At 48.7% G+C, this 23,034-nt stretch carries 19 protein-coding genes and 1 pseudogene; 11 read left to right on the forward strand and 9 right to left on the reverse strand.

Going from position 1 to position 23,034, the window contains the following annotated elements; translation table 11 throughout:
- Nucleotides 1-81 precede the first annotated feature (81 nt).
- Together AMS66_RS20665 and AMS66_RS20670 are read left to right on the forward strand one after the other, a co-directional pair.
- On the forward strand, nt 82-1,116 hold the full coding sequence (locus AMS66_RS20665; RefSeq protein ID WP_330219337.1) for an LCP family protein: 1,035 nt from the start codon (nt 82-84) through the stop codon (nt 1,114-1,116).
- Between the two features lie 192 nt (nt 1,117-1,308).
- Nucleotides 1,309-3,897, forward strand: a complete 2,589-nt coding sequence (locus AMS66_RS20670; protein WP_053782586.1) for a DUF2339 domain-containing protein — start codon at nt 1,309-1,311, stop codon at nt 3,895-3,897.
- Between the two features lie 393 nt (nt 3,898-4,290).
- Here the strand turns inward: AMS66_RS20670 and AMS66_RS32820 are convergent, their stop codons facing one another.
- Nucleotides 4,291-4,446, reverse strand: a complete 156-nt coding sequence (locus AMS66_RS32820) for a hypothetical protein (RefSeq protein WP_160319719.1) — start codon at nt 4,444-4,446, stop codon at nt 4,291-4,293.
- Between the two features lie 221 nt (nt 4,447-4,667).
- Between AMS66_RS32820 and AMS66_RS20675 the strand changes: the two genes are divergently transcribed.
- On the forward strand, nt 4,668-5,339 hold the full coding sequence (locus AMS66_RS20675; protein ID WP_024629750.1) for an FHA domain-containing protein: 672 nt from the start codon (nt 4,668-4,670) through the stop codon (nt 5,337-5,339).
- Nucleotides 5,340-5,577: 238 nt separating this feature from the next.
- On the opposite strand, the gene AMS66_RS34025 is transcribed toward AMS66_RS20675, so the two are convergent.
- Together AMS66_RS34025 and AMS66_RS34770 are read right to left on the reverse strand one after the other, a co-directional pair.
- Entirely contained in the window at nt 5,578-5,820 is a 243-nt protein-coding gene (locus AMS66_RS34025; protein WP_236703550.1) for a hypothetical protein, read from the reverse strand.
- Between the two features lie 18 nt (nt 5,821-5,838).
- Nucleotides 5,839-6,069, reverse strand: a pseudogene (locus AMS66_RS34770) (transposase); the annotation flags it as partial.
- 102 nt (nt 6,070-6,171) lie between these two features.
- On the opposite strand from AMS66_RS34770, the gene AMS66_RS20685 reads away from it, so the two are divergent.
- The 3 genes from AMS66_RS20685 to AMS66_RS20695 all read left to right on the forward strand — a co-directional run bounded on the left by AMS66_RS20685 (nt 6,172) and on the right by AMS66_RS20695 (nt 8,410).
- The gene (locus tag AMS66_RS20685; RefSeq protein WP_053782588.1) at nt 6,172-7,059 is read left to right on the forward strand and encodes an alpha/beta fold hydrolase; all 888 of its coding nucleotides are present in this window, start codon (nt 6,172-6,174) and stop codon (nt 7,057-7,059) included.
- A 100-nt stretch (nt 7,060-7,159) separates the two neighbouring features.
- A complete protein-coding gene (locus tag AMS66_RS20690) occupies nt 7,160-7,594 on the forward strand; it encodes a MarR family winged helix-turn-helix transcriptional regulator (protein ID WP_236703551.1) in 435 nt (144 codons plus the stop codon).
- 237 nt (nt 7,595-7,831) lie between these two features.
- Nucleotides 7,832-8,410, forward strand: coding sequence for a class I SAM-dependent methyltransferase (locus tag AMS66_RS20695; RefSeq protein ID WP_053782590.1), 579 nt, complete (start codon nt 7,832-7,834; stop codon nt 8,408-8,410).
- Nucleotides 8,411-8,799: 389 nt separating this feature from the next.
- On the opposite strand, the gene AMS66_RS20700 is transcribed toward AMS66_RS20695, so the two are convergent.
- The 3 genes from AMS66_RS20700 to AMS66_RS20710 are packed head-to-tail and all read right to left on the reverse strand — an operon-like array spanning nt 8,800 to nt 12,623.
- Complete coding sequence (locus AMS66_RS20700; protein ID WP_053782591.1) at nt 8,800-11,106, reverse strand: carbohydrate-binding domain-containing protein; 2,307 nt, start codon at nt 11,104-11,106, stop codon at nt 8,800-8,802.
- A gap of 22 nt (nt 11,107-11,128) precedes the next feature.
- On the reverse strand, nt 11,129-11,812 hold the full coding sequence (locus tag AMS66_RS20705) for a DUF4956 domain-containing protein (protein ID WP_053782592.1): 684 nt from the start codon (nt 11,810-11,812) through the stop codon (nt 11,129-11,131).
- The gene (locus AMS66_RS20710) at nt 11,805-12,623 is read right to left on the reverse strand and encodes a polyphosphate polymerase domain-containing protein (protein WP_053782888.1); all 819 of its coding nucleotides are present in this window, start codon (nt 12,621-12,623) and stop codon (nt 11,805-11,807) included. The genes AMS66_RS20705 and AMS66_RS20710 overlap by 8 nt, the downstream gene beginning before the upstream one ends.
- Nucleotides 12,624-12,873: 250 nt before the next feature.
- Between AMS66_RS20710 and AMS66_RS20715 the strand changes: the two genes are divergently transcribed.
- Genes AMS66_RS20715 through AMS66_RS20725 form a run of 3 tightly spaced genes read left to right on the forward strand, consistent with a single transcriptional unit; the run spans nt 12,874 to nt 15,221 of the window.
- Nucleotides 12,874-13,551 (forward strand): response regulator transcription factor, encoded by a 678-nt coding sequence (locus tag AMS66_RS20715; RefSeq protein ID WP_053782593.1) that lies wholly within the window; start codon nt 12,874-12,876, stop codon nt 13,549-13,551.
- Nucleotides 13,551-14,852 (forward strand): sensor histidine kinase, encoded by a 1,302-nt coding sequence (locus tag AMS66_RS20720; protein WP_053782594.1) that lies wholly within the window; start codon nt 13,551-13,553, stop codon nt 14,850-14,852. Before AMS66_RS20715 ends, AMS66_RS20720 begins: the two co-directional genes overlap by 1 nt.
- Before the next feature lie 60 nt (nt 14,853-14,912).
- Nucleotides 14,913-15,221 carry a hypothetical protein gene (locus AMS66_RS20725; RefSeq protein ID WP_053782889.1) on the forward strand — a complete coding sequence of 103 codons (309 nt, stop codon included), beginning with the start codon at nt 14,913-14,915 and terminating at the stop codon, nt 15,219-15,221.
- 127 nt (nt 15,222-15,348) lie between these two features.
- On the opposite strand, the gene AMS66_RS20730 is transcribed toward AMS66_RS20725, so the two are convergent.
- Nucleotides 15,349-16,116, reverse strand: coding sequence for an SDR family NAD(P)-dependent oxidoreductase (locus AMS66_RS20730; protein ID WP_053782595.1), 768 nt, complete (start codon nt 16,114-16,116; stop codon nt 15,349-15,351).
- 195 nt (nt 16,117-16,311) lie between these two features.
- On the opposite strand from AMS66_RS20730, the gene AMS66_RS20735 reads away from it, so the two are divergent.
- Nucleotides 16,312-16,950 (forward strand): TetR/AcrR family transcriptional regulator, encoded by a 639-nt coding sequence (locus AMS66_RS20735; protein ID WP_053782596.1) that lies wholly within the window; start codon nt 16,312-16,314, stop codon nt 16,948-16,950.
- Nucleotides 16,951-16,968: 18 nt separating this feature from the next.
- Here the strand turns inward: AMS66_RS20735 and AMS66_RS20740 are convergent, their stop codons facing one another.
- Both AMS66_RS20740 and AMS66_RS20745 read right to left on the reverse strand, forming a co-directional pair.
- Nucleotides 16,969-17,517 (reverse strand): acyl-CoA thioesterase, encoded by a 549-nt coding sequence (locus AMS66_RS20740; protein WP_407944564.1) that lies wholly within the window; start codon nt 17,515-17,517, stop codon nt 16,969-16,971.
- Nucleotides 17,518-17,686: 169 nt separating this feature from the next.
- Nucleotides 17,687-18,310, reverse strand: a complete 624-nt coding sequence (locus AMS66_RS20745) for an acetate uptake transporter (protein ID WP_024629763.1) — start codon at nt 18,308-18,310, stop codon at nt 17,687-17,689.
- 469 nt (nt 18,311-18,779) lie between these two features.
- On the opposite strand from AMS66_RS20745, the gene AMS66_RS34575 reads away from it, so the two are divergent.
- Nucleotides 18,780-23,034, forward strand: a 4,255-nt coding sequence (locus tag AMS66_RS34575) for a rhamnogalacturonan lyase family protein (protein WP_330219338.1), incomplete at its 3' end; no start/stop codon positions are given.

Here is a 23,034-nt window from a genome sequence, read left to right on the forward strand (position 1 = left end):
GTATAGCAGATTATAACGTAATCTATTGAAAACGTGTTATTAATATAGTTAAATGATTTTAAGACCGTTATTAAAGGAGATATGATGGAGAACAGTGCCGCACATTTAACTAGACGGAAGCCAAAGAAACCGAAGAAGAGATGGAAGAAACCTTTAATTATCATCCTGAGCACGCTCATTGTGCTGGGGGGAGTCGGATTTATCTATCAAAAACAGCTCGTCGTGTTTGCATTTAACCTGTTTGCCTCGGGTACCGTGAAGGAAGCGCTCGATGATTCCTATAAGCCGGCTGGCGATAAGGATGCGCCCGTTGTAGAACATACCGATCCATTCTCGCTGTTGTTGCTAGGGATTGACCAACGGGATAACGAACCAAGCCGTTCGGATACCATGATCTATTCTGTTGTGCGTCCGGAAGAGAACAAAGTGTTGCTGCTGTCCATTCCACGTGACTCCTATACCGATATTGTCGGCCGGGATGTGAAATCGAAGATTAATTCAGCCTATGCGCATGGTGAAGCCAAGATGGCGATGGATACTGTGGAGCATCTGTTGGAAAACAAAGTTGATTTCTATGCCGCGATTAATTTTAACGGACTCAAGGATATTGTTGATGCGGTTGGCGGTGTTGAATTGCCGATCAAGAAAAATATTGAGAACAAATTGAAAATACATGAGAAGCTGTTTGTTGAAGCGAACAAACCGATCTATAGCGGCGAAGAAGCGCTGGGCTATGTGCGATACCGGGAAGATTCCGATTTTAATCGGACGATGCGGCACCGTCTTTTCCTGAGTGCCTTTATGAATCGTGCCCTTGAGGTCAAAAATCTGACCAAGATCCCGGAGGTTATTCAGATCGCCGGATCGAATTTTACAACCAACATGAACTCGGATTTCATCATGAAATTTGCCGAGTCCCTATATATGAAAGACACCACGCCAACAATCAGCAATTACATGCTGAAGGGTGAGGGCGCAACGCGCAGCGGAACATGGTACTATGATTTGTCAGAGAGTGATCTGCAATATGTGCGGACCCTGCTTGCTAACTGGCTGGACCCGGATGCCACCGAAATTATGGAGCCGGAGACGGCGGATACGAAAGATCCGGCGTAAGCAAGTATCCGAAGCTCAGTAAGATGACCGGAAGTTGTGTACGTCTGCAGAATTACCATATCCATGAATGAGAGTCCGGGAAGGTGATGCTTCCCGGGCTTTTTGTTATATCTACTCCTTTAACCCCATTTTATGGCATACATATAGTAAAATATAGGAAATGAATTGAACATCAACCAACGGAGGAAGCTCATGAAAGAGTTCAAGGATCGGCTTCACCAGGTTCAGGAGCAGCAGAAGCAGCTGGTAAAGGAGTACAATGCGCTGCTTCAGGATTATCAATCCGATGATCTGATCATGCAAAATGAACACCTGCGAGCGCAATATGAAGCACATCAAAACAAGCTGCAGCAGCTTGAAGTGCGCACCCGCAAGATGGAGGAAGAGAATGCCCGTCTTCGCATGGCGTTGTCCGAACAGATGCTGGATGAAAAATTGAATCTCATTCGTGTATCGCAGGAGAAGATGGAGACCTATTTTCGGGGAAAGACGAGTGTACATAATGATCGGCTGGCGGCGCATGAACATCGTGCCAAAGTGAATTTGAATGCCATATTCAACAGGGCTTCAGAGGAACTTCAGAGCGACGCCACCGAGATTAAGAAGAGAATTGATTATCTGGCTGCTGAGGTGCAGGAACGGATTGAGCAGCACAGACAGGCCTTGCGGGAGAGAGAAGAGGCGCTGCGCGGGCAGATGCAGCAGGGATACGAGTATATGTCGGAAGAAGGCTTAAGCGAAGAAACCATTCAGCGGCGCATTCTCCAGAATCGGATGGAGATGAAGATTGGCCTAAGCTGGATCAACAAGGTCGCCATCCTGCTTATCATTCTTGGCGTTGGAGCGGCATTCCAGCACTCTTACGCTACCTGGTTCAACGATGAGATGAAAGGCGGAGCATTCTTCCTGCTCGGTGCACTCATGCTTGCCGGGGGTGAATGGCTGTTCCGGCGCAAACGACAGACGTTCGCGATGGGACTGCTGGGAGGCGGGATTTCTGTTCTGTTTGGCTCGATCTTCTACAGTTACTTTTTGCTGCATATTATCGGGTTATATACGGGACTTGCCTTGTCGGTGTTGGTTTCAGCCATATCCGTGCTGTTATCGTTGAGGTATCAGTCTAGAACAATCTGCTCACTTGGCTTGGTTGGAGGATATCTGCCGTTAATCTCCTACATGGCCTATTTCGGCCTTCAAGGTTCGGCTGTATATGTTGCGATGATCTATCTGTTGCTCTTAAACGGGATTATTGTATGGATTTCATTTGGCAAACGGTGGCCGATTGTGCATTATATCAGTTTTCTGTTCAACACACCGTCCATGCTCATCCTGTTATGGCTCTCGCCAAGTGAGAAGATCGGCATGGTGTATTCCATTGTGACATTTGCATTATATCTCGGCATTACACTGGCGTATCCCTTCAAACATCGGGTGAAGCTAACCTGGTGGGACTTCGCACTGTTGGCCATGAATACAAGCATCAGCTGTCTAATGTTGTATGTATTGTTCGATGCAGCGGGATGGAATGACGCACAGGGCTTGCTTGCTCTGATTTTCGCTCTGGTTTATTTCGGGCTCGCCCGATTTGTACAGCAGAGGATGCCGCAGGAGAAACAGACTCTTCTATTGTTTTACGTGACTTCCCTGACCTTTGCCATTCTGATTATACCGTTCCAGTTTGGTGCAAAGTGGTTGTCTATGGGCTGGCTGATCGAAGGAGTTCTGCTGGTTACGCTCGGACATCTGAAGCGGTTCAAGTTGGTGGAGCGTGCCGGATGGGGAATCGTGCTTCTTTGTATGTTCACCTTTGTGTACTATGACGTGCTGGTGCTGTTCATCATGGGGGAGCAATCCTATTTCATGCTAAAATACTCCTGCATTACGCTGGGTGCGCTGCTTATTACGCTCTATTACGCCTTGGATCGCAACGGCTCCCTATCCGGGGAGAAGTATCATTATAGCCAGACAGAGCTTGGCTTCTTGAATGCATTCAAGTACGTCACACTCGCCAATCTGTGGTTATATGTGCTGTATGAATCGAATGAATTGTATATGAAGGCAGTCGATGACTCATTCCTATTATACCTGTTCTACAAGTGGCTGATGTTCGCTGCACTGACCATTGCCATGGCCTATGGATTGGGCAAAGTGAAGCTGCTGCGTGACCGGATTGTTCAGTATTATGTCATCTTCCTGCATGCCGTAGGCTGTTGTATCGCACTGGCGGTAACGCTGTCCATGCCGGCACTCCAGCCGGATGTTCAGCAGCATACGGCGGCTGAAATCGTAGGTCTGCTGGTGTTGATTATCTTTAACGTGGGCGTGTTCTTTGCAGGAAGGGATCTGCTGATCGCGGCAATTCGCGGGCAGTTCAAGAGCATTGAATGGTACCCGGTTATTGCAGGAGTTTATCTGCTGGGTGTCATCACTGTGTTCATGACGATCCAGTTCCAGTGGGGTGATGTGGGGCTGCTATTCAGCCTGATCTACCTGCTGCTTGCGATCCTGTACATTGCCTATGGGTTCCGTAGAAAATATGTGATGATTCGGCGCCTTGGTCTGGGAGTGACGTTGTTTTCCACCGGGAAAATGGTGTTCTATGATGTCGGATTGCTCACATCCGGCAGCAAAATCATTGCCTATTTCAGCTTTGGTGTACTGCTGCTTGGAATTTCCTATCTGTATCAGAAGGTGTCGAGCCGGATGGAGGAAATACAGGCTAGAGAGACCGAACAGCCTAATGAATCGGATCTGCTGGAGGATGAAAAGAACCAATTTTAGGATAGTAGACGCAGCATTCACAATCTTTTGGGGAGGTATAAAACATGGGATTTGACCTGAGTATCATGTTATGGCAGTTGTTATGGATTGCTGGTCCTATAGCTCTCATTGTGTATGGTTGGAGGAAATTTGGCATCAGGAAAAAGCGCCGCTGAAGACAGGTAATTCCGCAGCAACATCACTTTTGAAAGAAGTCATGATCCGGTTAGCTTATCAGTATGCATATCATAAATAAGCATTGAAATGAGGCTCTTGAGCGCTACTTTTTAGCGTCCAGGGGCCTTATTCTGTTAAACGGATTAGGATCTAATCCTCATCTAACATGGCATGACCCAGCATAAGATGACATTCGTGAAACGTTTTTCGTGGTGATCACGTTATAATAGAGTATACTTACGGCTGGGTGTTCAGTTGCAACCATGAAGTTTCGGTTGTGTTGGTGCCTTTCAGTGATTCTCCGGGATCATCATTGATGCGGGAGAGCACTGTTAATGTAATGGACAGGGTGAAGGCGAGCAGCACATATATGAAAATGTTTTTTTTATTCATGGTGAGGTACCTCTCTTGTTGATAGGCTAAGGCGTGCATACGACGGTTATGAGAAAAAAGGCACAACGTCTGGTATAGTAGAGAAAAGCATATAACGATGCCTGTATACACTATATAAATTATTATGAATGCAAACAATGGAACAAATCTGATGAATTTATCATTATTTATGAACGGAACGCTCATAGAGATAGAGTGATATTTGAAGGTGGGAGAATAACATGCGGGAGACGGCAAAAATCGTCATTCGTACGCCAGGGCAGGAAAGTGACGGTTCGTTCGCTTATGTCAGCCAGGGGCGCTCCATTACAGTGGGGCGTTATACGGGTGGAGACGAATTGGACTTGTCTGTCTACAATCAGTTGATATCGAAGCGGCATTGCCGCATTCATTATGATGAGCAGCATCAGCTGTGGATTGAGGATCTGGATAGCAAAAATGGAACGGAATTGAACGGGCAGCGCCTTGTTCCCTATGAGAAATACCCCTTTGCCGAGGGAGACAGCCTGACACTGGTCAATGGCTTGATCCAGCTTCGCACAGAGGGAGATCTTGAAGAAACGAGAGAGTATCGGATATCCGATTTGCTGGGTGAGGGTGTGCGTTTGCAGGATCACCTGCAAACCGTGCAGATTGGCGAGGTGGAGATTCCACTGTCCAAGAAGGAGTACCAGCTGTTCAAGCTGCTGTACAGCCAGTTGGATCACTTTGTGACCCGGGAGCAGATTGTCGGCCAAGTGTGGCCGGAGCGAAGCATGCTGGAGAGTGAGTCGGTAGGCATTGACGAGATTAACTCGCTGATCTACCGGACGAATCGCAAGCTTGGGGTGCATTTTACAATCAAGTCGGTGTACAAAAAAGGGGTATACATGAAGTCCCATGTACCGGATTGAATGAGTGGAATGAGCAGCAGGATGGAATGAGATAAAAGCCAAATTAGAATAAGAAAAAGGGAGCTTCTGCTCAATGTCATTAAGTTAAGCTCAAAGGAAAAACTGGGAATGAAAATAAAATCCGAAACGGCATGGGAAAAAGTCCTATGCCGTTTGTTTTTTGGTGCAAGCAAGGAAAAAAGCGTACAGCAAACAAAGCGGATGGAATATCCGCTTAAAAATGTTCATGTGAGCCGAATTATGCTACTCTGTAGACGAAGCTAACAGCTGATTTATAGCGGATTTTGCGCGTATTCTTCTGCCCTGGGCGAATGGGTCGAATCGGCAAAAGGTTTTTGCGAATCAGCGCTTCAACATCGGGCGGAGATTCATCGCCTTGTGAGCGCAGGAAATGTCTGCAAACGTAAACGGCAACCGTGAAGTTGACTTGGTAAAGGTGCCGTTTATCCATTTGGGAAATGACGACGTGCGAGGTCATCATTTCAGCGAAATTGTACATGATCATTCTTGCGAAAATCTCCTGGGTGATGGACTCTTGTCTCTTTGCGTGAAAACTCGTCAGACCGACGGTGTATTTTAATGCCCTGAAAGAGGTTTCAATGCCCCATCGCCTGTTATAAATGGACTTGATTTCATCGGGTGGGAAATCAGTGGCAGACAGATTCGGGAAAAAGGGAACAATCGCGGGTCGATTGTTCCCTTTTTCCGTTATAGCACTTGACAACGACAACTTGGTTGACTATATTTAAGACAACCAAGTTGTCTATAATTGAATGACAAGGTTATATAAAGCGTGGTGAATAAGTAGCCAGAGGAAGGTGGAGAAACAGAAATGAACATCACGAATTCGAGCGCGTCGATTCCGGGGCTCGCGCATCACACGGCACAGGTCAACGGGACCATGATTCACTACGTGTCAGCCGGCACCTCAGGGTCCCCGATTTTGTTGGTCCACGGGTTCCCGGAGACCTGGTGGACGTTCCATAAGCTCATCCCTTTGCTTGCCTTGCAGCACAGGGTGTTTGCCGTCGACTTGCGCGGCTTTGGCGACTCAAGCAACGCCGAGGTTGACTATGACAGCACGACATCCGCCGAAGATTTGCATCTGCTCATCAAGCAGTTAGACGTAGGTCCGGTGCACCTCACGGGGCAGGACATCAGCGGGGCCACGGTCTTCCGACTCGCGGCCACGTATCCGGAAGATGTTCGCAGCTTCACCGCGATCGAGATGGGCCTTCCCGGATTCGGGCTCGAAGGTCTGGGCGACATCACGCACGGCGGCTCCTGGCATATTGGCGTTCTGGCGACGCCCGGCATACCCGAGATGCTGCTCGCCGGTCGCGAACGGGAGTTCCTGGGGAATTGGGCATTCCCGGCCATGACCGCAGTTCAGGGGGCGATCGCGGACACCGACATTGACGAGTTCGTCCGCACATATTCCCGCCCCAACGGCTGGCGCGGAGCGATCGGCCTCTACCAGTCGATGCTCAACGAAGGCGACAGCATCAAGGAACTCGCCGAAACGAGCCCACTGACCATGCCAGTCTTGGCTATCGGCGCTGGCGGCGGTCCGTTCACCGCAGGAACCGTGAGCCAGATCACGATCCACGGCATCAAATCCGTGCAACTCGAAGGCGTTGGCCACTACGCCGCCTTGGAGGCGCCGGAAGCTCTGTCGGGCGTACTCCTCGACTTCCTGAAGAGCATAGACGCGGCTTGAGGTGGAAAGTGATGCTGCTTTGGATTAGAATAGAAAGAAACGCGTTAACAAAGGAAGGAACAATATGTCTCGATCTGGAGCCGATCTCGCGCTTCTCCTCTTGGGCGGCTATCGCGCGCTCGTAGACGCCGCAATGGTCGAACTGGCCGCTCGCGGGTACGACGATTTCCGTCCGGTTCACGACTTCGCGCTGCGCGCTATCGCCGCAGGCGCCGACAGCGCCTCGGATTTGGGGCGTCGCATGTCTGTCTCGAAGCAGGCAGCATCGAAGACGATCACAGTTCTCCTCGACCGCCGTTATGTATCGCGCGAATTGGACCCCGATGATGCTCGTCGAAAGCGGCTGCAGGTCACCCCTCTCGGCTTTGACGTCTTGCGGCAGGGGGAAGCAATCTTCGATGAGCTGCGCAAGAAATGGGAACAGCAGATTGGCGTCTCGGAGCTCGCAACGCTTGAGGCGCTGTTGAAGACGCTTATCGGAGACGGAGCCATTCGTATGGATGCGCCCGGTTGGGCCGCGCAAGACCTTGGCTGAACACGAGTGAAGCCAGGATGGTCGCCAGCGCCGGCTACAAAGGAGTCCGTTCTTATTGAACTTCCCATTCCAGAATAGTTTCATAACGAAACCGCCGTTATCTTATGGTAATTATGCCCCAAAAGAGCCTCCCGCTTGGAAAGCTTCTGCTAGGTCTTTTTTGGACCTGGGGAAGCTTCTTTTGTTATGATGAAGGTGCGAATGCTGCCTCTTAATTAAATTCAAAGGATTGAGGTTATGTTCATATTTCAATTCATACCATGGCTGATTGCTGTGGTGACACTTATATCTGTGGTATCCATCGTGCTGGTCAGTTGGAAAAATGGAATCTCACCAATGCCGACTTCCAGCCTTGTCAGGCAGACAGTCATTCAGGAGGTCAACCGTATTCCCGGTTACGGCGATGTCATTGAAGCGGGCTCCGGATGGGGAACGCTGGCACTGGACGTGGTCAGGCATTGCCCTGGAAAACGGCTTACGGGGATTGAAAATTCAATCGTTCCCTTATGGGCCTCCCAATGGATTGCTTTTCTAAGTGTCCACTTCCGGCGAGCAAAGGGAAAGCGCCATTCTCTGGAGGGGCGGCTGCGATTCATCCGTGGCAACATCTATACCATTTCATATGAACATGCCGATTGTGTCATCTGTTATTTGTTCCCCGGAGCGATGAATCGGCTCATGGACAAATTCAGCCGAGAGCTGCCACCGGGAGCGAAGGTGATTAGCGTCTGTTTTGCATTGCCAGGCAAGGTACCGTTACGGACCATCACGTGCCGGGATACGTTGCGTACCAAGGTGTATGTATATACGTTTTGATTAGTGGAAAATCATGAATAAGCGCTAACGAACCTAGGAGATCTTAAAAGGTGGATAATCAAGGATTGCAACGTTTAACGAACCTCAGTAACGTTATTCAATCATAATACAGCGTCAGAACCTAAAAAAATGACTCAATCGACAAAATAACGTCTCTGTGATTCGTTAGATCTCAGACTTGGGCAAATGGGAACGAATAACGTGTATCGGGGTTCATTAGAACAAAAAGACGTTGCTTGCTCGGCCGCACGGCTGGGATCGTCATATGCCAACCTTCATTACACCGCGCTATAACAAGGGATGTCTCCCGTCATATTCATGACTTATGGGACATCCCCTTGTTTTTTTAATCGCCTATTTATATTAGCTTTTATGGCCTGAATCTTAACTTATCTCGCGGTATCCGTGGTGCCCGTTGTCCCTGTGGTGTCGGTTGTTGTAGCCGACTCTGTTCTGTTTCTTCCGCCTCCGAATCCGCCTTGGCCACGGCCTCCCCCTGGACCACCCATACCTGAATTCGCAGTCGTTACACCGGATTCATTCACCCAAGTTACATTGCTTGTGGATTGGAAGGCAACCACTTTGGTTCCGCCACTATACGTTCCGTCGGTATAAAGTCCATCCACTGCTGTGCCAGTCGAAGTTCCGCCGGAGTAGATCACGTATGAACCGTCCTTTTTCAGATCCGTGGAGCTAACAACCACCGTTTGATAATCCTTCGCTGGAGCAAAGGTCAGGATGTTGTTTCCTTCGCTGTCTTCGACATGTACCAGTGTTCCTGCTTTTTGCGTTTCTGGGAACGTCATGGCAATGGTATTTTGAGTTGATGCTTCGGATGTTGCCTGAGCCATGCCGGAGCTGCCGGCTGAAACGAGATATCCGCCGCTGATCTCGAAGTTACCGTCATAATCCAGTGCTCCGTTACCATTGTCAGTAGGGCCGTTCACAATGACGGTTCCGGCTGTCATGTAGATGGAGCCATTCGAATCCAGTCCATCGCCGCCAGCATTTACAGTGAGGGAACCACCGTTGATGTGAAGCTCACTGTTTCCGGCAGATTCACCCGGCATACCACTTGGAGCACCGCCTTGTGGACGCGTATTACTATTCGCGTCTGTACTTTGATCTGCTTGATCCGTGGTTGATGTTGTGCCTGTCGTCTCTGTAACAGAGATTTTGGAAGCTGCCGTTGTATCGGCTGCCTGTGTGCTGTCTTCTGTAGTAGTCGCAGCATCCGCATCCGTTGCAGTTATGTCACCAGAAGCATTCACGCCATCATCCGATGCAGTCACATCCACATTCCCATCGTTCAGGGTGATGATTGCACCTTCAAGACCTTCGTAGCTCTTGGCAATGGTAATGGTTCCGCCGTTAATGGTAAGCGCCTGATCGGCATGAATGCCGTCATCGCCGGATTCAATGTTGAACTCTCCGTCATTGACTGTCACATTGTTATTGCTGTGAAGTGAATCGTCCATGGAGTCGATTGTATACGTACCGCCATTAACCGTAAGGTCTGTACCCGCTTTAAGTGCTTTGGCACTTGTGGACTCTTCTTCCGTTGTTGTGGTAGCTGTGTCAGCATCTGCATTGGAATCAGCAGGTGCTGCTGCATTCGCGGAGCCGGATGGTGCTGCACCTGTTGCATTCGTTCCATCATTGCTCGGCATATCGGCAGGAGGTTCTCCATCTGGTGGTGTGCCCATATCGGTTGGAGGTGTTCCGCCACCCCATCCGCCGCCACCAAATGGTCCTTCTTCTACTTTGGCTGGCGCATTGGCGCTGCCGCCTGCGGTTACGATGTTAAATGTGCCGCCATCCGTAACCAATGCGGTTTCCGCTTGAATGCCGTCGCTGCCGCTCTGGATGTTGAATGTACCTCCAGCAATGGCAACGAAGCCTTTAGTCGTATCCGTATCGTTTGTGGATTTAATGCTGTCACCTTCTGAATCAATGGTAATGGTACCGGCTTGAATCGCCACCATATCTTTACCTTTGATGCCGTCATCGGCGGATTTGACGTTAATTGTGCCACTGACGATTTTCAGATCATCCTTGCTCGTAATACCTTCATTATAGTTACCTGTAACCGTCAGCTTGCCTGTACCATTGAACGTCAGGTCTGCCTTGCTGAAGATGGCTGCATCCGGCTCATCCGTTGTAGCGTCGGCGTATACGTATGTCTTGCCATCGGAGACAGCATTCTCGGTCCCTTCCTCCAGCGTAATGATAGCTTTGCCCGCTTTCTGGATATAGATGGCTGCACTGTCGTTATCATTGATTGTCGCCCCGTTTAATACGAGATGTACGGTGCCCTTATCAGCAACATTAACTACAATCTGTCCATCGGTAAGCTTGCCGCTAAGTACATAGGTACCCGCTGCGGAGATGGTTACTGATCCGTTTGCTGCTTTTGCACCCGATCCTGTGATGGAAGCGGTCGTACCGTTCAGCTTAATCGTTGTGGAATCTGTTGCACTCCAGCTAACGTTGGTATCGTCTGCATCCAGAGTGACCAGATCGGCATACTTCACCGAGGTTTGTTCACTGACGGATACGGTTTTGGTTGTTCCTGTCGTTGACACTGCGGCATTTGCGGTGCTGCTGGTTGCTGCCGGAGCACTGCATGCTGTAACCATTGCTGTAATCATCGCGACGGACCACAGTTTGCTGCCAGTTATGATTTTCTTTTTCATATTATATCGTTCCCTTCGAATTTTAATATTCAGTGGTTGTTGGACTCATGGTTAAGGAGATATCCAGATTACCGTTTCGGGTACGGATCATGTCGAGGAATTCTTTTTGATTGACACTTTCATGAATGGTGACGTTGTAGACCAGCTCGTACAGACTGCCAAGCTCGGTTGTTCTGATTTTTTTGAGCTCATGCACGACATTGAATTTGTGGAATACTTCGTCCAGTGCTTCTTCGTAACTCAGATTCTCGGGAATGGTCACTTTCAATGTTTTTTGCTGGTTTTTCTTCTCTCCGAAGTTGAAGCGGCTCAGGACAAACATCAGTACACACAGGATAATGGTGAACATTACGGCATAACCGAATGCGCCTACACCGCAGGCAAGACCGGAAGCCATGGTGAACAGAACATAAGCAATGTCTTTCGGGTCACCAGGCGCACTTCTGAATCGGATGATGGAGAAGGCACCGGCGAGGCTGAATGCACGGGCAATGTTGCTGCCGATCAGAAGAATGATTATGGCTACGATGACTGGCAAGACGACCATGGTTAGTGTAAAGCTTTGGGAATATGTGCTCTGATTTGTCTTCATGTACGTCAGGCTGATGATGACCCCCATGATGATGGCAAGTCCGATAGTTAGAATCGCATTACTAAAAGTTAGGGTGGTGTCTGTTAAAGCTGAGCTGAAAATGGAATCAAGCATATACTACACGCTCTCTTTCTGTGATTGTTTTTTCTTGTTCTATGGATGGGTTGAAATCTGTACCCGGCAGCAATTCTCGTTCAGTCTGGTAGTTCAGGTTGGTTGTTCTGGCCAGATGTCTGTACTCATTGCCGTATTTCGAGAATCCGGTGCGATATAGGCCGTGTTCGGATAACAGTTGAGAGAGCCACATCGGAACGGTTTTCTCGGCTTTGACTTCCATCAGCCAGCGTCCGTCTTTCACCAGAGGTTCACCGTAATCTCCTTGCTCTAGCTTCAGATCGTATCTGCGACTGCGGATGTTGGTATCAAAGGTGATGCGGAGATCGCGGCTGTTCTTGTCGAACAACGCCTTGCGTTCATACGCCAGATATACTTTTGGTTCCAGATCGTACAGCCGGAGGAAATACTTGATCTCTTCGACGACCTGTTTGTTCATATAATCGGCGAGATCAGGCGCCTTGCCTGTCTGAACGAATTCATAGGCTTCATCCAGCTTCAGGGCAGTTCGGCGTTTGTTCACCAGGCCAAATACTTTCTTTTTGATCTCCAGATATACCTTCGCATTCTCTTCAGGAACTCCGTATGCCCGCAGTCTCAGCTTCTCCTTGTATTTGGGTTTGGAGAGACTGGCGCGGATCAGGGAATCCTGCGGAGTGTCGAAGTACAGGTTGCTGATCGAGTAAAACTCGTGTTTCTTGTTATAGGCATCCAGCTCCATATACTTCAGCAGGTCGGTGTAGAAGTTCTCGTATTGCTCATCTGTCAGGAGGTACTTGCTCTCATATCGGTTGAATACTTCAATTGCCATTGGGTTCAGTCCTTTCATCCATGTTTTGTATGTTTTGTTTCATCGTGTATTGCTTCCATGTCTGTATCTTAGAGCGCCAACCTTGAATGAATCTTAAATGATTTTACATTCCGTTGATCTTTTTTTACCTTCCTTTAATAGTCCGCGAAAAAAGTGGAATTAAGATTGATTCAAGGTTCGGTTGCTACAATCGTTGGTATAATAGATTGACATATATCGAAACCAATTCATGCAGAGGAATGAAGAACCGATGAGAATACTAATTGCGGAAGATGAGGTTCATTTGGCGGAAGCCGTATCGCAAATATTGAAAAAACACAATTACTCTGTAGACATGGTGCATGACGGGAGATCGGGTCTGGATTATGCGCTAAGCGGAATCTATGATCTGTTGTTGCTCGACATCATGATGCCGGAAATGGACGGGATTACCGTGCTGAAGAAACTACGCAGCGAAGGCAATCATACGCCTGTCATTCTGCTCACAGCCAAAGGAGAAATATCAGACAAAGTTACCGGGCTGGATTATGGAGCCGATGATTATATAGCAAAGCCCTTTGCCACGGAGGAATTGCTCGCACGGATTCGGGCAGCCCTGAGAAGGAAGGGAGAAGTCGTTCCAGAGGATGGACTGAAGTTCGGTGACATCGAACTGAACACAACGCAGCTGAAGCTGAGTGTTCAAGGCAAGGAGATCAAGCTGAATCTGAAGGAAAATGAACTGCTGGAACTGCTGATCACGCGCAAACAGGCCATTACTTCCAAAGAGCAGATTATTGAGAAGTTGTGGGGTTTCGATTCGGAAGTGGAGTATAACAATGTGGAGGTGTACATCTCGTTTTTACGTAAAAAATTAACCTTCTTGAACTCCGCGGTCCGCATTAATACGATTCGGGGTGTGGGGTACGTACTTGAGGTGACGTCCTGATGTTCAAGAAACTCAGAAACCGATTTCTGATCGTGAACTTGGTATCCATCTCGATTATGATGCTGGTTGCCTTTGCTACGATCTACATCATTACGTATCAGAATGTGCAGCGGGAAACTAACATGGAGCTGTTCAAAGTGTCGGATTTCTATCATGGTCCGTACAACTCCAGCAAGATGCCGCGCGGTGATGACAGGGATTCAGTGACAGGATCGCAGCCATCGGATTCCGTTACCAATGGAGCACCGGGAAGTGATCCGAACTCACCACCAGGACGCTCGGTATCATTCATGATCAAGACGGACAGTGAATGGAAAATCACGGATGCGCACTCCAGGTTTGATATGGATGACACGTTCTATACTGAAGCTTTGCAAAAGGTGAACAAGGTTAACGATCTGGATCGGAAAACCGGACAATTCACACTGAATGGAACCGATTGGGCTTATGTGATCGATCCGAGCAGCACAGGTCACATGATTGTGTTCATCGATGTGACGGCCCAACAGGGCATCCTTACGAATCTGATTTATACGTTTGCCATCGTAGGTTTGATCATGCTGATCGTCATCTTCTTCCTAAGTCGTTATTTCGCCAATCGTTCCATTACCCCAGTCAAGGAAGCTTTTGAGAAGCAAAAGCAGTTCATAGCCGATGCTTCTCATGAGTTGAAAACGCCGCTGGCGATCATTAATACCAACACGGATGTGCTTCTCGCGAACCGGGAGGATACAATTGAAAATCAGGCCAAATGGCTGCATTACATCAAGTCGGAGACGGAACGCATGTCGGGACTGACGAATGATTTGTTATATCTGACTCAAATTGACGATTCGCGATCCTCGATGATTCATGCCAAGTTCAATATGAGCGATGCGGTGGAGACGATCATTTTGACGATGGAAGCGGTGATTTTCGAGAAAAATATATCCTTGGACTACAGCATTGAACCGCAGCTCATGGTCCATGGCAACAGCGAACAGATTAAGCAAGTCATTCTGATTTTGCTCGATAATGCTGTGAAATACTCCAGAGCCAAGGGCTCGGTCAACGTATCGTTGAAGAAACAAAATAATGACGTTGTGCTGGCCGTTTCCAACACGGGAGAGGGCATTGCGGCTGAACATCTGGACCGGATTTTCGATCGTTTCTATCGCACGGATGCCTCCAGAGCACGGAAACATGGTGGACATGGATTGGGTCTTGCGATTGCAAGGTCGATCGTGGAGCAGCACAAAGGTGAGATTTACGCTCGCAGTGTGGTAGGGGAAGGCGCAACATTTTACGTTCGTTTATCTTAGGGATAAGGAATAAGGCATGACTGTTGTGGGTTAACCTATGCTACAATGGCAACAGAACGTATGAATCAAGGAGCTGACTTTAACGTGACTGAAGCAAATTCAATTAATGAACAGGAAATGAAGGCATATATTGCAGAGAAGACGAAGGCAAGCGAAGCGAATATCGCTCTTGTCCTGAAGCATGAGCAGGCGTACATTAACAAAGCGCATGAAAATGCCAAAGGCGACGTGGATATCGACGGTGACGATCTGGCCGACTACATTCTGAGCCGCAAAGATGTGAAGCTGGGTGAGCTGACCGTTGAAGGCATTCTGGATGCTGAAATGGACTACTTGATGGAAAAAGGGCTCGCTGGCTACGTGGATTAAATTTAAATCAATCTATTTAAAAAATGACCTCAGCCTCCACGTTATTGTGGAATTTGAGGTCATTTTGGATTGTACATTCGGAATCACCTTTTAAACCGCCAGCCCCGTTGGGCTAGCCCCATTCTTCTTATTGACCCATCATACCGCCATCGACAGTGTAGAGCGAAGCAGTGACATAAGATGCTTCTTCGGACAACAGGAAGTTCATGATGGCTGCGACTTCTTCCGGTTCACCATAGCGGCCCATCGGAATGCTGGATACGGTAGCGGATTGATAATCCTCCACATTACCGGAGTTTGCCTCGATTTGGCGCATCATGCGGGTATTAATAGTGCCTGGCAATACCGCGTTGACCCGAATACCATGGGGCGCGAGTTCATTCGCTGCTGTGCGGGTGAGGCCAATCACGGCATGTTTGGACATAATATATGGAGATACGGCTGGAGCACCCATCAGACCTGCAAGGGAAGAGGTATTCAGAATCGCGCCTGATTTTTGTTTTTTCATGACAGGGATAACGTTCTGCAAACCAAGGAATACCCCGCGCACATTGACGTTATATACGAGGTCGAGGGCTTCAACGCTCAGATCTTCGATCAGTCCGGTTGGACCTTCAATGCCGGCATTATTGGCGAAATAATCGATACGACCAAACGTATCAAGTGCTTGCTGCACATAGTTTTTCACATCGGCTTCCTGAGATACGTTTGCTTTCACCGCAATGACGTGCTCCTTGTCGAGTTTCAGATCCGTAATGGTTTGCTGAATGGCTTCTTCGTTGAGGTCGACCAGCACCAGATTAATTTTGCGTTCGGCAAGGCGACGTGCCAATTCTTTACCAATGCCACCGGCTGCTCCTGTAATAACGGCTGTTTGGGTATATGATGTACTCATCATTTATTCGCTCCTTATAAAATGAAATCAGGTGAACTGTGAGTGAACATTCAACCTGTGGTCTATCGTTCCTATCTCAATGTTAAGATATACATAGAAATGTGACAATCATCATTGACAGCGCATATGTCAGCTATCGGACAGAGATGTAAGCGGTGTTCATTTAGGTTACAATAATGGACAGAGGAGGTGGAAATGTTGATTATCGAACACCCTCAGGATCGGAGAGCACGAAGAACGCAGGATGCCATCATTGCTGCGGCAGTTTCTTTGATATTGGAAAAGGGAGCTGAAGCCGTCACGATTCGTGACATTACGGAGCGGGCGGATTATAACCGGGGAACGTTCTATTTACATTTTCCCGGCAAACCCGAGCTATTGCAATTTATTCTGGATGATTTCATGCAGGGCGTGGGACAAGCTTATGCATCACCTTATGCGAAGTTAAAAGAAGTGGATATGACAGCATTGCTGCCATCAACGATGCCTGTATTTGAATATATTGAAGCGCATCAAGACATCTTTCGAGCTTTGATGACGATGCATGGGGATATGGGAACCAGACTCTGCAACATGTTCAGAACATATTTAACCGAAGATTTTGTATTGGTGACCGAAGACAGCGACTACACCATTAATTACGACATCATGCTAAGTTACCTGGTATCTGCGACCGTTGGTGTGATTATGCATTGGGCGGAGATTGGTTTCAAGTATTCTTCCCACTATATGGGAGAACAGCTGACCGCGCTAATTAATATCAAACCGACCCGTCTCCTGATTGAACCAGGGCAGAAGGGCCGGACCATTCATGAACGCATGCTTCAGGACTAAATAGCGTGCTCGGTTCTCTTATTCCCAGGGATAACTAACGGTGAGGAAGTCGGCGAATTTCTTGCTTTCTTCCCGCCGTTGTTTCCGCATGGCCGCCCGAGCTGGAGCGGTCTCGTATAATTTCTTCTCTTCCTCCGTCTCTGGAATGATGCGAGGAACAATGAGTTTACGGTTATTTTCATCCAAAGCGACAAAGGTAAGGAATGCGGTAGCCGCGATTTTCTTCTCCCCCGTCTTGAGATCCTCACGGATCACCTTCACAAAAATCTCCATCGAACTTCGTCCTGTCCAGGAAACAAACGATTCCAGTGTCACCGAATCTGTCGGATTAATCGGATACAGAAAATCGACTGAGTCGGTTGAGGCCGTAACGGTGTTCACCCGGCACAGCTTGGAAGCAGTGATGGATGCAATATCATCAATATAGGACATCAGCTTCCCACCAAATAATGTGTTGTGATTATTCACGTCTGTCGGGAACACCCTAGACGTCTTGAAACAACGTGTTTCACGCATGTACTTTTTCTCCACCTGATCCAATTCCGTAGGCTTCGGTATCTCTCTCATATTTCTTCCTCCTGACAGTATGGCTGATGGACTCTGCAAGATATGCCACGCCCATCGTCTCTATATGTTAGTTCTAGTATAGGTGTCGGTCACATCCCTATTCAAGTGAAGCATAATTCAAAAAAACCGCCAGGCGCGGACCGGCGCGCTGGCGGTTTGATGCTGTATATTAAGCCTTGGCTTTGAAAATGCCAGACGGTCCGCCAACAGGCAGGAACGTGTAGCCAAAATGAGCATTCAGTACGGAAGCACCTGTGCCGTACAACGACACGATTCCGATTCCCATTTCAGCATAAGCTGCGATGGTATGGAAGATATGAGGAGCTACGCCGAAGGCATCAAAGGTCAGGCCAAGGAACAGGAAGTCAATGAGAATGAAAATGATGAGCAATACTTTGTTGGCTTCAACGGCACCCAGCGTCATGAACAGGGTGAACACGAGATATCCGGCAAAAGCAAATCCGAGCTGCTTGCCATCTGCCTGTTCCGCAAGAGTGGAGCCAAACACGCCCATTTTGATCAGCCAGTTGGCACCCATCGCGAACCAGAAGAATGCGTATGCGCCGAAGGCAGTCGTACCAAAGGTATTGTTGCGTTTGGAATCTTGAATACAAGCGAATAGCTGGGCAAAGGCACCGAGGAAAATCGCCCAAGGAATGGCGTAGCTAAGGCCGTCTGTAATGCCAAGCTTTTGGGAGGAAGCGACCAGAGTGACGATGGCCAACCCAAATAATCCCATCGCGCTGGGATCGGCGTTTATGATTTTGACTTTAGTCTGTGAATCGGTTTGCATGGTGTTGATGAGCCTCCAAATAATCAAATCAGGATGATCCGTTCGAACTGAACCGTCCTCTATACTTCGTATTTCGTATCCGCCTGGTCCGGACACACACATCGCCCTATTGTACCTGAATGAATTACGTATGAAAAGGGATTTTATTACCTTTTGAAGCATTATCCGATCCCTTGTGAGGCTTGTGTTAGAGATCATAAATGAACAAATCGGTTTTTTAGTGGAAAAAGACGGAAAATTACATGTTCATTCCCTGGAAGAAGGGATAGTATCGAGGGGAAATGAAAACCTTTGCCTCAAAGTTTACTGATGTGAAGTGTTAAAGGGTTTTAACAAAAAATGAAAGAGGTGATCAATTACTCAGAAGTGGTTCTTTTTAAAGCAATAAAATGCAAGCGCTTACTTACAGGCTGTACCATCGTTCTGGCTGTAATCATTCAATGATGAGGAAATGAAAGGATGGGTGTTCATGATCGCGAAGTCGCGGCAGGTTGGCTTGGTTTTGCTCCTATGGGTATTTACAATTTCCAGTCTGGGGTGGGGGACAATGTTTGGCACACCAACAGCAAGTGCAGCCGCATCGGCTGATGAAGCTGCCGGTGGAAGCACTTATAAATTCGACTTTGGTTCAGGAGCTGTTGCGAATGGATATACAGGTGTGGGCGCAACGTCTGCTTATTCGGCGGAACGTGGCTATGGTTTCACCGATGTATCCAAGGTAATGGTACAGGATCGGGGTACAAGTGATCCGATTAAATCCGATTTTGCCAAAATCGCCGATGGGGGCGGATTTAAGGTGGATTTGCCGAGCGGTGATTATACCGTCTCCCTTGTCGCTGGCGACAGTGCAGGCAACACAGATATTGCGATCAAAGTGGAGAGCATGAACAAGGTTCAGCAGAATACCAAGCCAGCGGGTGAATATCTGGAGATGAGCTTCGATATTGCACTGGTGGATGGGCAGATGAACTTTGAATTCTCCGGAACGGCCGCCAATATCAATGCGCTCGTAATCACCAAACAACAGGAACGCGAAGCAGGTAGCAAACCTGCTGTGTACCTTGCGGGTGACTCGACAATGCAAACCTATAATCCGTATTGGGAGCCCCAAGCGGGTTGGGGGCAAATGTTCCCGTCCTTTTTCAGTGATGCCGTGGAGATTAAGAACCATTCCATCGGTGGACGCAGTTCCAAATCCTTTATTTTCGAAGGTCGATTGGATGAGATTCTACGCCTTATTCGTCCGGGAGATTATCTGTTCGTGCAGTTCGGACACAACGATGCAACGATCAGTGTTCCTGACCGCTATGCTTCACCCGCCGATTACAAAAACTATTTGAAAACCTACATAGACGGCGTGCAGCAGCGGGGAGCTACGCCAATTCTGGTAACCCCAATGGGTCGCAGGGACTTTAACGCAGACACAGGCAAGTTCAATGTATCCTTCCCTGAATATGTTCAGGCGATGAAAGAGGTGGCTTCGGAGAAAAATGTGAAGCTGATCGATTTGAGCGCACTCAGCATTGCGTACTATGATTCCATTGGACCGGAAGCGACATTATCTGTCTTCCTCCATATATCACCAGGCATCTATCAGGCATTCCCGAACGGGGCAACGGATAATACGCACTTCCAGGAATATGGAGCGATTCAGATTGCCCGTCTGGTTGCAGGTGCGGTTCGTGAACTGGATCTGCCATTATCGGAAGCGGTTCAGGATGCCGAAGTACCGGCTGAATTGCCAGCCAAACCTGCTGCATTGAAGGCAGGCAGCATTAGCAACGCCGGAGCGGTATTGAAATGGACGGCGGATGACACCGCAGACATCTACAAAGTGTACCGCAAACTTTCAACAGAGCCGGAATCTGCCTACAAACTGGCAGGAACGGCAACCGTACCTACTTTAACGCTGAGTGGTTTGGTCGAAGGAAAGTCGTACACGGTTCGAGTAACCGCTGTGAATGGTCGCGGCGAATCCGATCCTTCGGATGAAGTCAGCTTCACCACCAAGTCGGCAACCTATCGATATGACTTTGGCCCGGTAGGTTCTCCGGTTGCTGAAGGGTATACGGAAGTCAATCGAAATACGCTGTATACGCCTGAACGCGGTTATGGATTAACGTCTTCCGCCAATATGGCGGATCGGGATCGTGGCAGTGCGACGGATAACCTGCGTCGTGACTTCGTGATCTATTTTAACGGCTCGTATGAATTCAAAGTGGATCTGCCGAATGGTACCTATTCGGTCAAGACATACACGGGGGACTGGATTGGTTCGGCGCGGACCAACATCAATATTGAAGGCAAAGATTATGGAACGGTATCTTCCGGCGCTCAAAATATAGCCGAAAAAGTGATCAACCGGATTAACGTCCAGGATGGACAGATGAATCTGATCTTCAGCGGGCAAACGGCGCATCTCAACGGGCTTGAGATTACACCAGTCTTGGTGGCCCCTTCCAATCTGAAACTGGATGGTCTGGATTTGGAGAGTGATCCGATCACTGCTGCATTGTCATGGGACGCTATTGGGGATGACGTACAGTATAAGGTATACCGTCAGTCAACTGGGGCGGCTAAGGCCGAGTTGCTGGCAACCACGGATACAACAACCTATATCGATAACAAGGTCGATCTAGGAATGAATTATGTATACACGGTAACGGCTGCGGATCGTACAGGTACAGAATCGGTAGCATCCAATGCACTGTCTGTATCGACGATTGATTCATCTGTAGACAAGGCAGAGGTCCCTTCAGGTCTGTCGTTACAAAGCATCAACAAAAATGACGTTTCCTTCAGTTGGACGGAAACAGCAGGTGCACGTGCATATCAAATTTATCGCGCTGTGAAGCAGGATGGGCCGTATGATCTAATCGCTCGTACCAAGGAGACAGCATACACAGACTCCACCATTCTCAGCACGATTCCTTATTTCTATAAAGTGGCGTCTGTGAATGCAGGTGGGGTCTCCGAACTGTCGGCTGCACTCGAAACACCGGTAGCAACGACGCTGAATCGCGAAATGGAATATTTGGACCGTGCTCCGGTCGCTGTAAAAACAGATAACGGCAACTATATCGGCTGGCGCATGCTGGGCCTGGATGCCGAGACCATTGCCTTCAATCTGTATCGGGATGGTGTGAAGCTTAACAATGAACCGATAACGGGAAGCACCAACTTTACGGATGCCGAAGGCACGGATGCGTCCAAATACCGGGTCATGATGGTACAAAACGGCATTGAAAAAGCGGCAACGAAGGAATTCGGCGTTTGGCAGGAGCAGTATTTGTCTGTACCTCTGCAAAAGCCTGCCGATGCGTATACGAAGGACGGACAGCCGTATTCGTATTATGCGGGTGATGCCAGCGTGGGCGATGTCGATGGTGATGGGGAATATGAGATTGTTCTGATGTGGTCGCCCAACAACGGCAAGGATAATTCCCAATCCGGATATACCGGTATTGTCTATATGGATGCCTACAAGCTGGATGGAACAAGACTCTGGCGCATCAATATGGGGCCGAATATTCGTGCGGGTGCGCACTACTCTCCATTCCTGGTCTATGACTTTGATGGCGACGGCAGAGCTGAACTGATGATGCGTACTGCAGATGGTACCGTGGATGGACAGGGGAAAGTCATTGGTGACGCTAATGCAGACCACCGGAACAGTTCGGGCTACGTTCTGCTTGGTGATGAATTCCTGACGGTGTTCGATGGTGAAACTGGAGCAGCTCTGGATACGGTAGAATATGATCCGCCGCGTGGAGATGTGGCTTCATGGGGCGATGGCTATGGGAACCGGGTGGACCGTTTCCTCGCAGCGGTAGCGTATCTGGACGGGGAGCATCCAAGTGCCATGTTCAGCCGTGGATATTATACGCGTACTGTGCTGGCGTCCTACAATTTCCGTGATGGCAAGCTGAGCAAAGTATGGCGTTTCGACTCCAATGATGAGGGCTACGGCGAGTACGCAGGCCAAGGAAACCACAATCTCTCGGTTGCCGATGTGGATGGAGACGGCAAGGATGAGATCACATTTGGCGCGATGGCTATCGATGATGATGGCAAGCCGCTCTACAATACGAAGCTGGGTCATGGCGATGCCATGCACCTGAGTGATCTGGACCCGACTCGTCCGGGGCTGGAAGTGTTCGACGTACATGAGCATAAAGATTCACAGTACGGTATGGAAATGCGTGATGCGGCTACAGGAGAGATTCTCTGGGGTGTATTCACAGGCATCGATACCGGACGTGGCATGGCCGCCGATATTGATCCAAATTATCCGGGGGCTGAAGTGTGGGCTGCAACGATTACCAATGCTGAACACATTCCAATCACCGGGCTCTACAGTGCTCAGGGTGAACTGATTACGACGAAGATCCCATCGTCGACCAACTTCGGCATCTGGTGGGACGGTGACCTGCTGCGTGAACTTCAGGACGATATTCGTATCGACAAGTGGGATTATGACAACCAAACGACAGTGAATTTGCTGACGGCAACAGGTGCGGCTTCAAACAATGGCACCAAAGCGAACCCAAGTTTGCAGGCTGACCTGTTTGGCGACTGGCGTGAAGAAGTGATGTGGCGCAGTCAGGACAGCTCGGAATTACGCATCTATACGACGACAGATGAGACGGATGTGCGTATTCGCACGTTGATGCATGATCCGGTCTACCGCCTTGGGGTAGCTTGGCAAAATGTAGCCTATAACC

The organism is Paenibacillus xylanivorans (assembly GCF_001280595.1).
Lineage (GTDB): Bacteria > Bacillota > Bacilli > Paenibacillales > Paenibacillaceae > Paenibacillus > Paenibacillus xylanivorans.

Excerpts from the sequence above, each read along its gene's own strand:
- AMS66_RS20740 (WP_407944564.1), bottom strand. The coding sequence starts at position 17,517 with ATGAGAGAGATACCGAAGCCTACGGAATTGGATCAGGTGGAGAAAAAG.
- AMS66_RS20665 (WP_330219337.1), top strand. The coding sequence starts at position 82 with ATGATGGAGAACAGTGCCGCACATTTAACTAGACGGAAGCCAAAGAAA.
- AMS66_RS20685 (WP_053782588.1), top strand. The coding sequence starts at position 6,172 with ATGAACATCACGAATTCGAGCGCGTCGATTCCGGGGCTCGCGCATCAC.
- AMS66_RS20700 (WP_053782591.1), bottom strand. The coding sequence starts at position 11,106 with ATGAAAAAGAAAATCATAACTGGCAGCAAACTGTGGTCCGTCGCGATG.
- AMS66_RS20715 (WP_053782593.1), top strand. The coding sequence starts at position 12,874 with ATGAGAATACTAATTGCGGAAGATGAGGTTCATTTGGCGGAAGCCGTA.
- AMS66_RS20725 (WP_053782889.1), top strand. The coding sequence starts at position 14,913 with ATGAATCAAGGAGCTGACTTTAACGTGACTGAAGCAAATTCAATTAAT.
- AMS66_RS20730 (WP_053782595.1), bottom strand. The coding sequence starts at position 16,116 with ATGAGTACATCATATACCCAAACAGCCGTTATTACAGGAGCAGCCGGT.
- AMS66_RS32820 (WP_160319719.1), bottom strand. The coding sequence starts at position 4,446 with ATGAATAAAAAAAACATTTTCATATATGTGCTGCTCGCCTTCACCCTG.
- AMS66_RS20695 (WP_053782590.1), top strand. The coding sequence starts at position 7,832 with ATGTTCATATTTCAATTCATACCATGGCTGATTGCTGTGGTGACACTT.
- AMS66_RS20720 (WP_053782594.1), top strand. The coding sequence starts at position 13,551 with ATGTTCAAGAAACTCAGAAACCGATTTCTGATCGTGAACTTGGTATCC.
- AMS66_RS20710 (WP_053782888.1), bottom strand. The coding sequence starts at position 12,623 with ATGGCAATTGAAGTATTCAACCGATATGAGAGCAAGTACCTCCTGACA.
- AMS66_RS20705 (WP_053782592.1), bottom strand. The coding sequence starts at position 11,812 with ATGCTTGATTCCATTTTCAGCTCAGCTTTAACAGACACCACCCTAACT.
- AMS66_RS20745 (WP_024629763.1), bottom strand. The coding sequence starts at position 18,310 with ATGCAAACCGATTCACAGACTAAAGTCAAAATCATAAACGCCGATCCC.
- AMS66_RS20735 (WP_053782596.1), top strand. The coding sequence starts at position 16,312 with ATGTTGATTATCGAACACCCTCAGGATCGGAGAGCACGAAGAACGCAG.
- AMS66_RS20675 (WP_024629750.1), top strand. The coding sequence starts at position 4,668 with ATGCGGGAGACGGCAAAAATCGTCATTCGTACGCCAGGGCAGGAAAGT.
- AMS66_RS20670 (WP_053782586.1), top strand. The coding sequence starts at position 1,309 with ATGAAAGAGTTCAAGGATCGGCTTCACCAGGTTCAGGAGCAGCAGAAG.
- AMS66_RS34025 (WP_236703550.1), bottom strand. The coding sequence starts at position 5,820 with ATGATGACCTCGCACGTCGTCATTTCCCAAATGGATAAACGGCACCTT.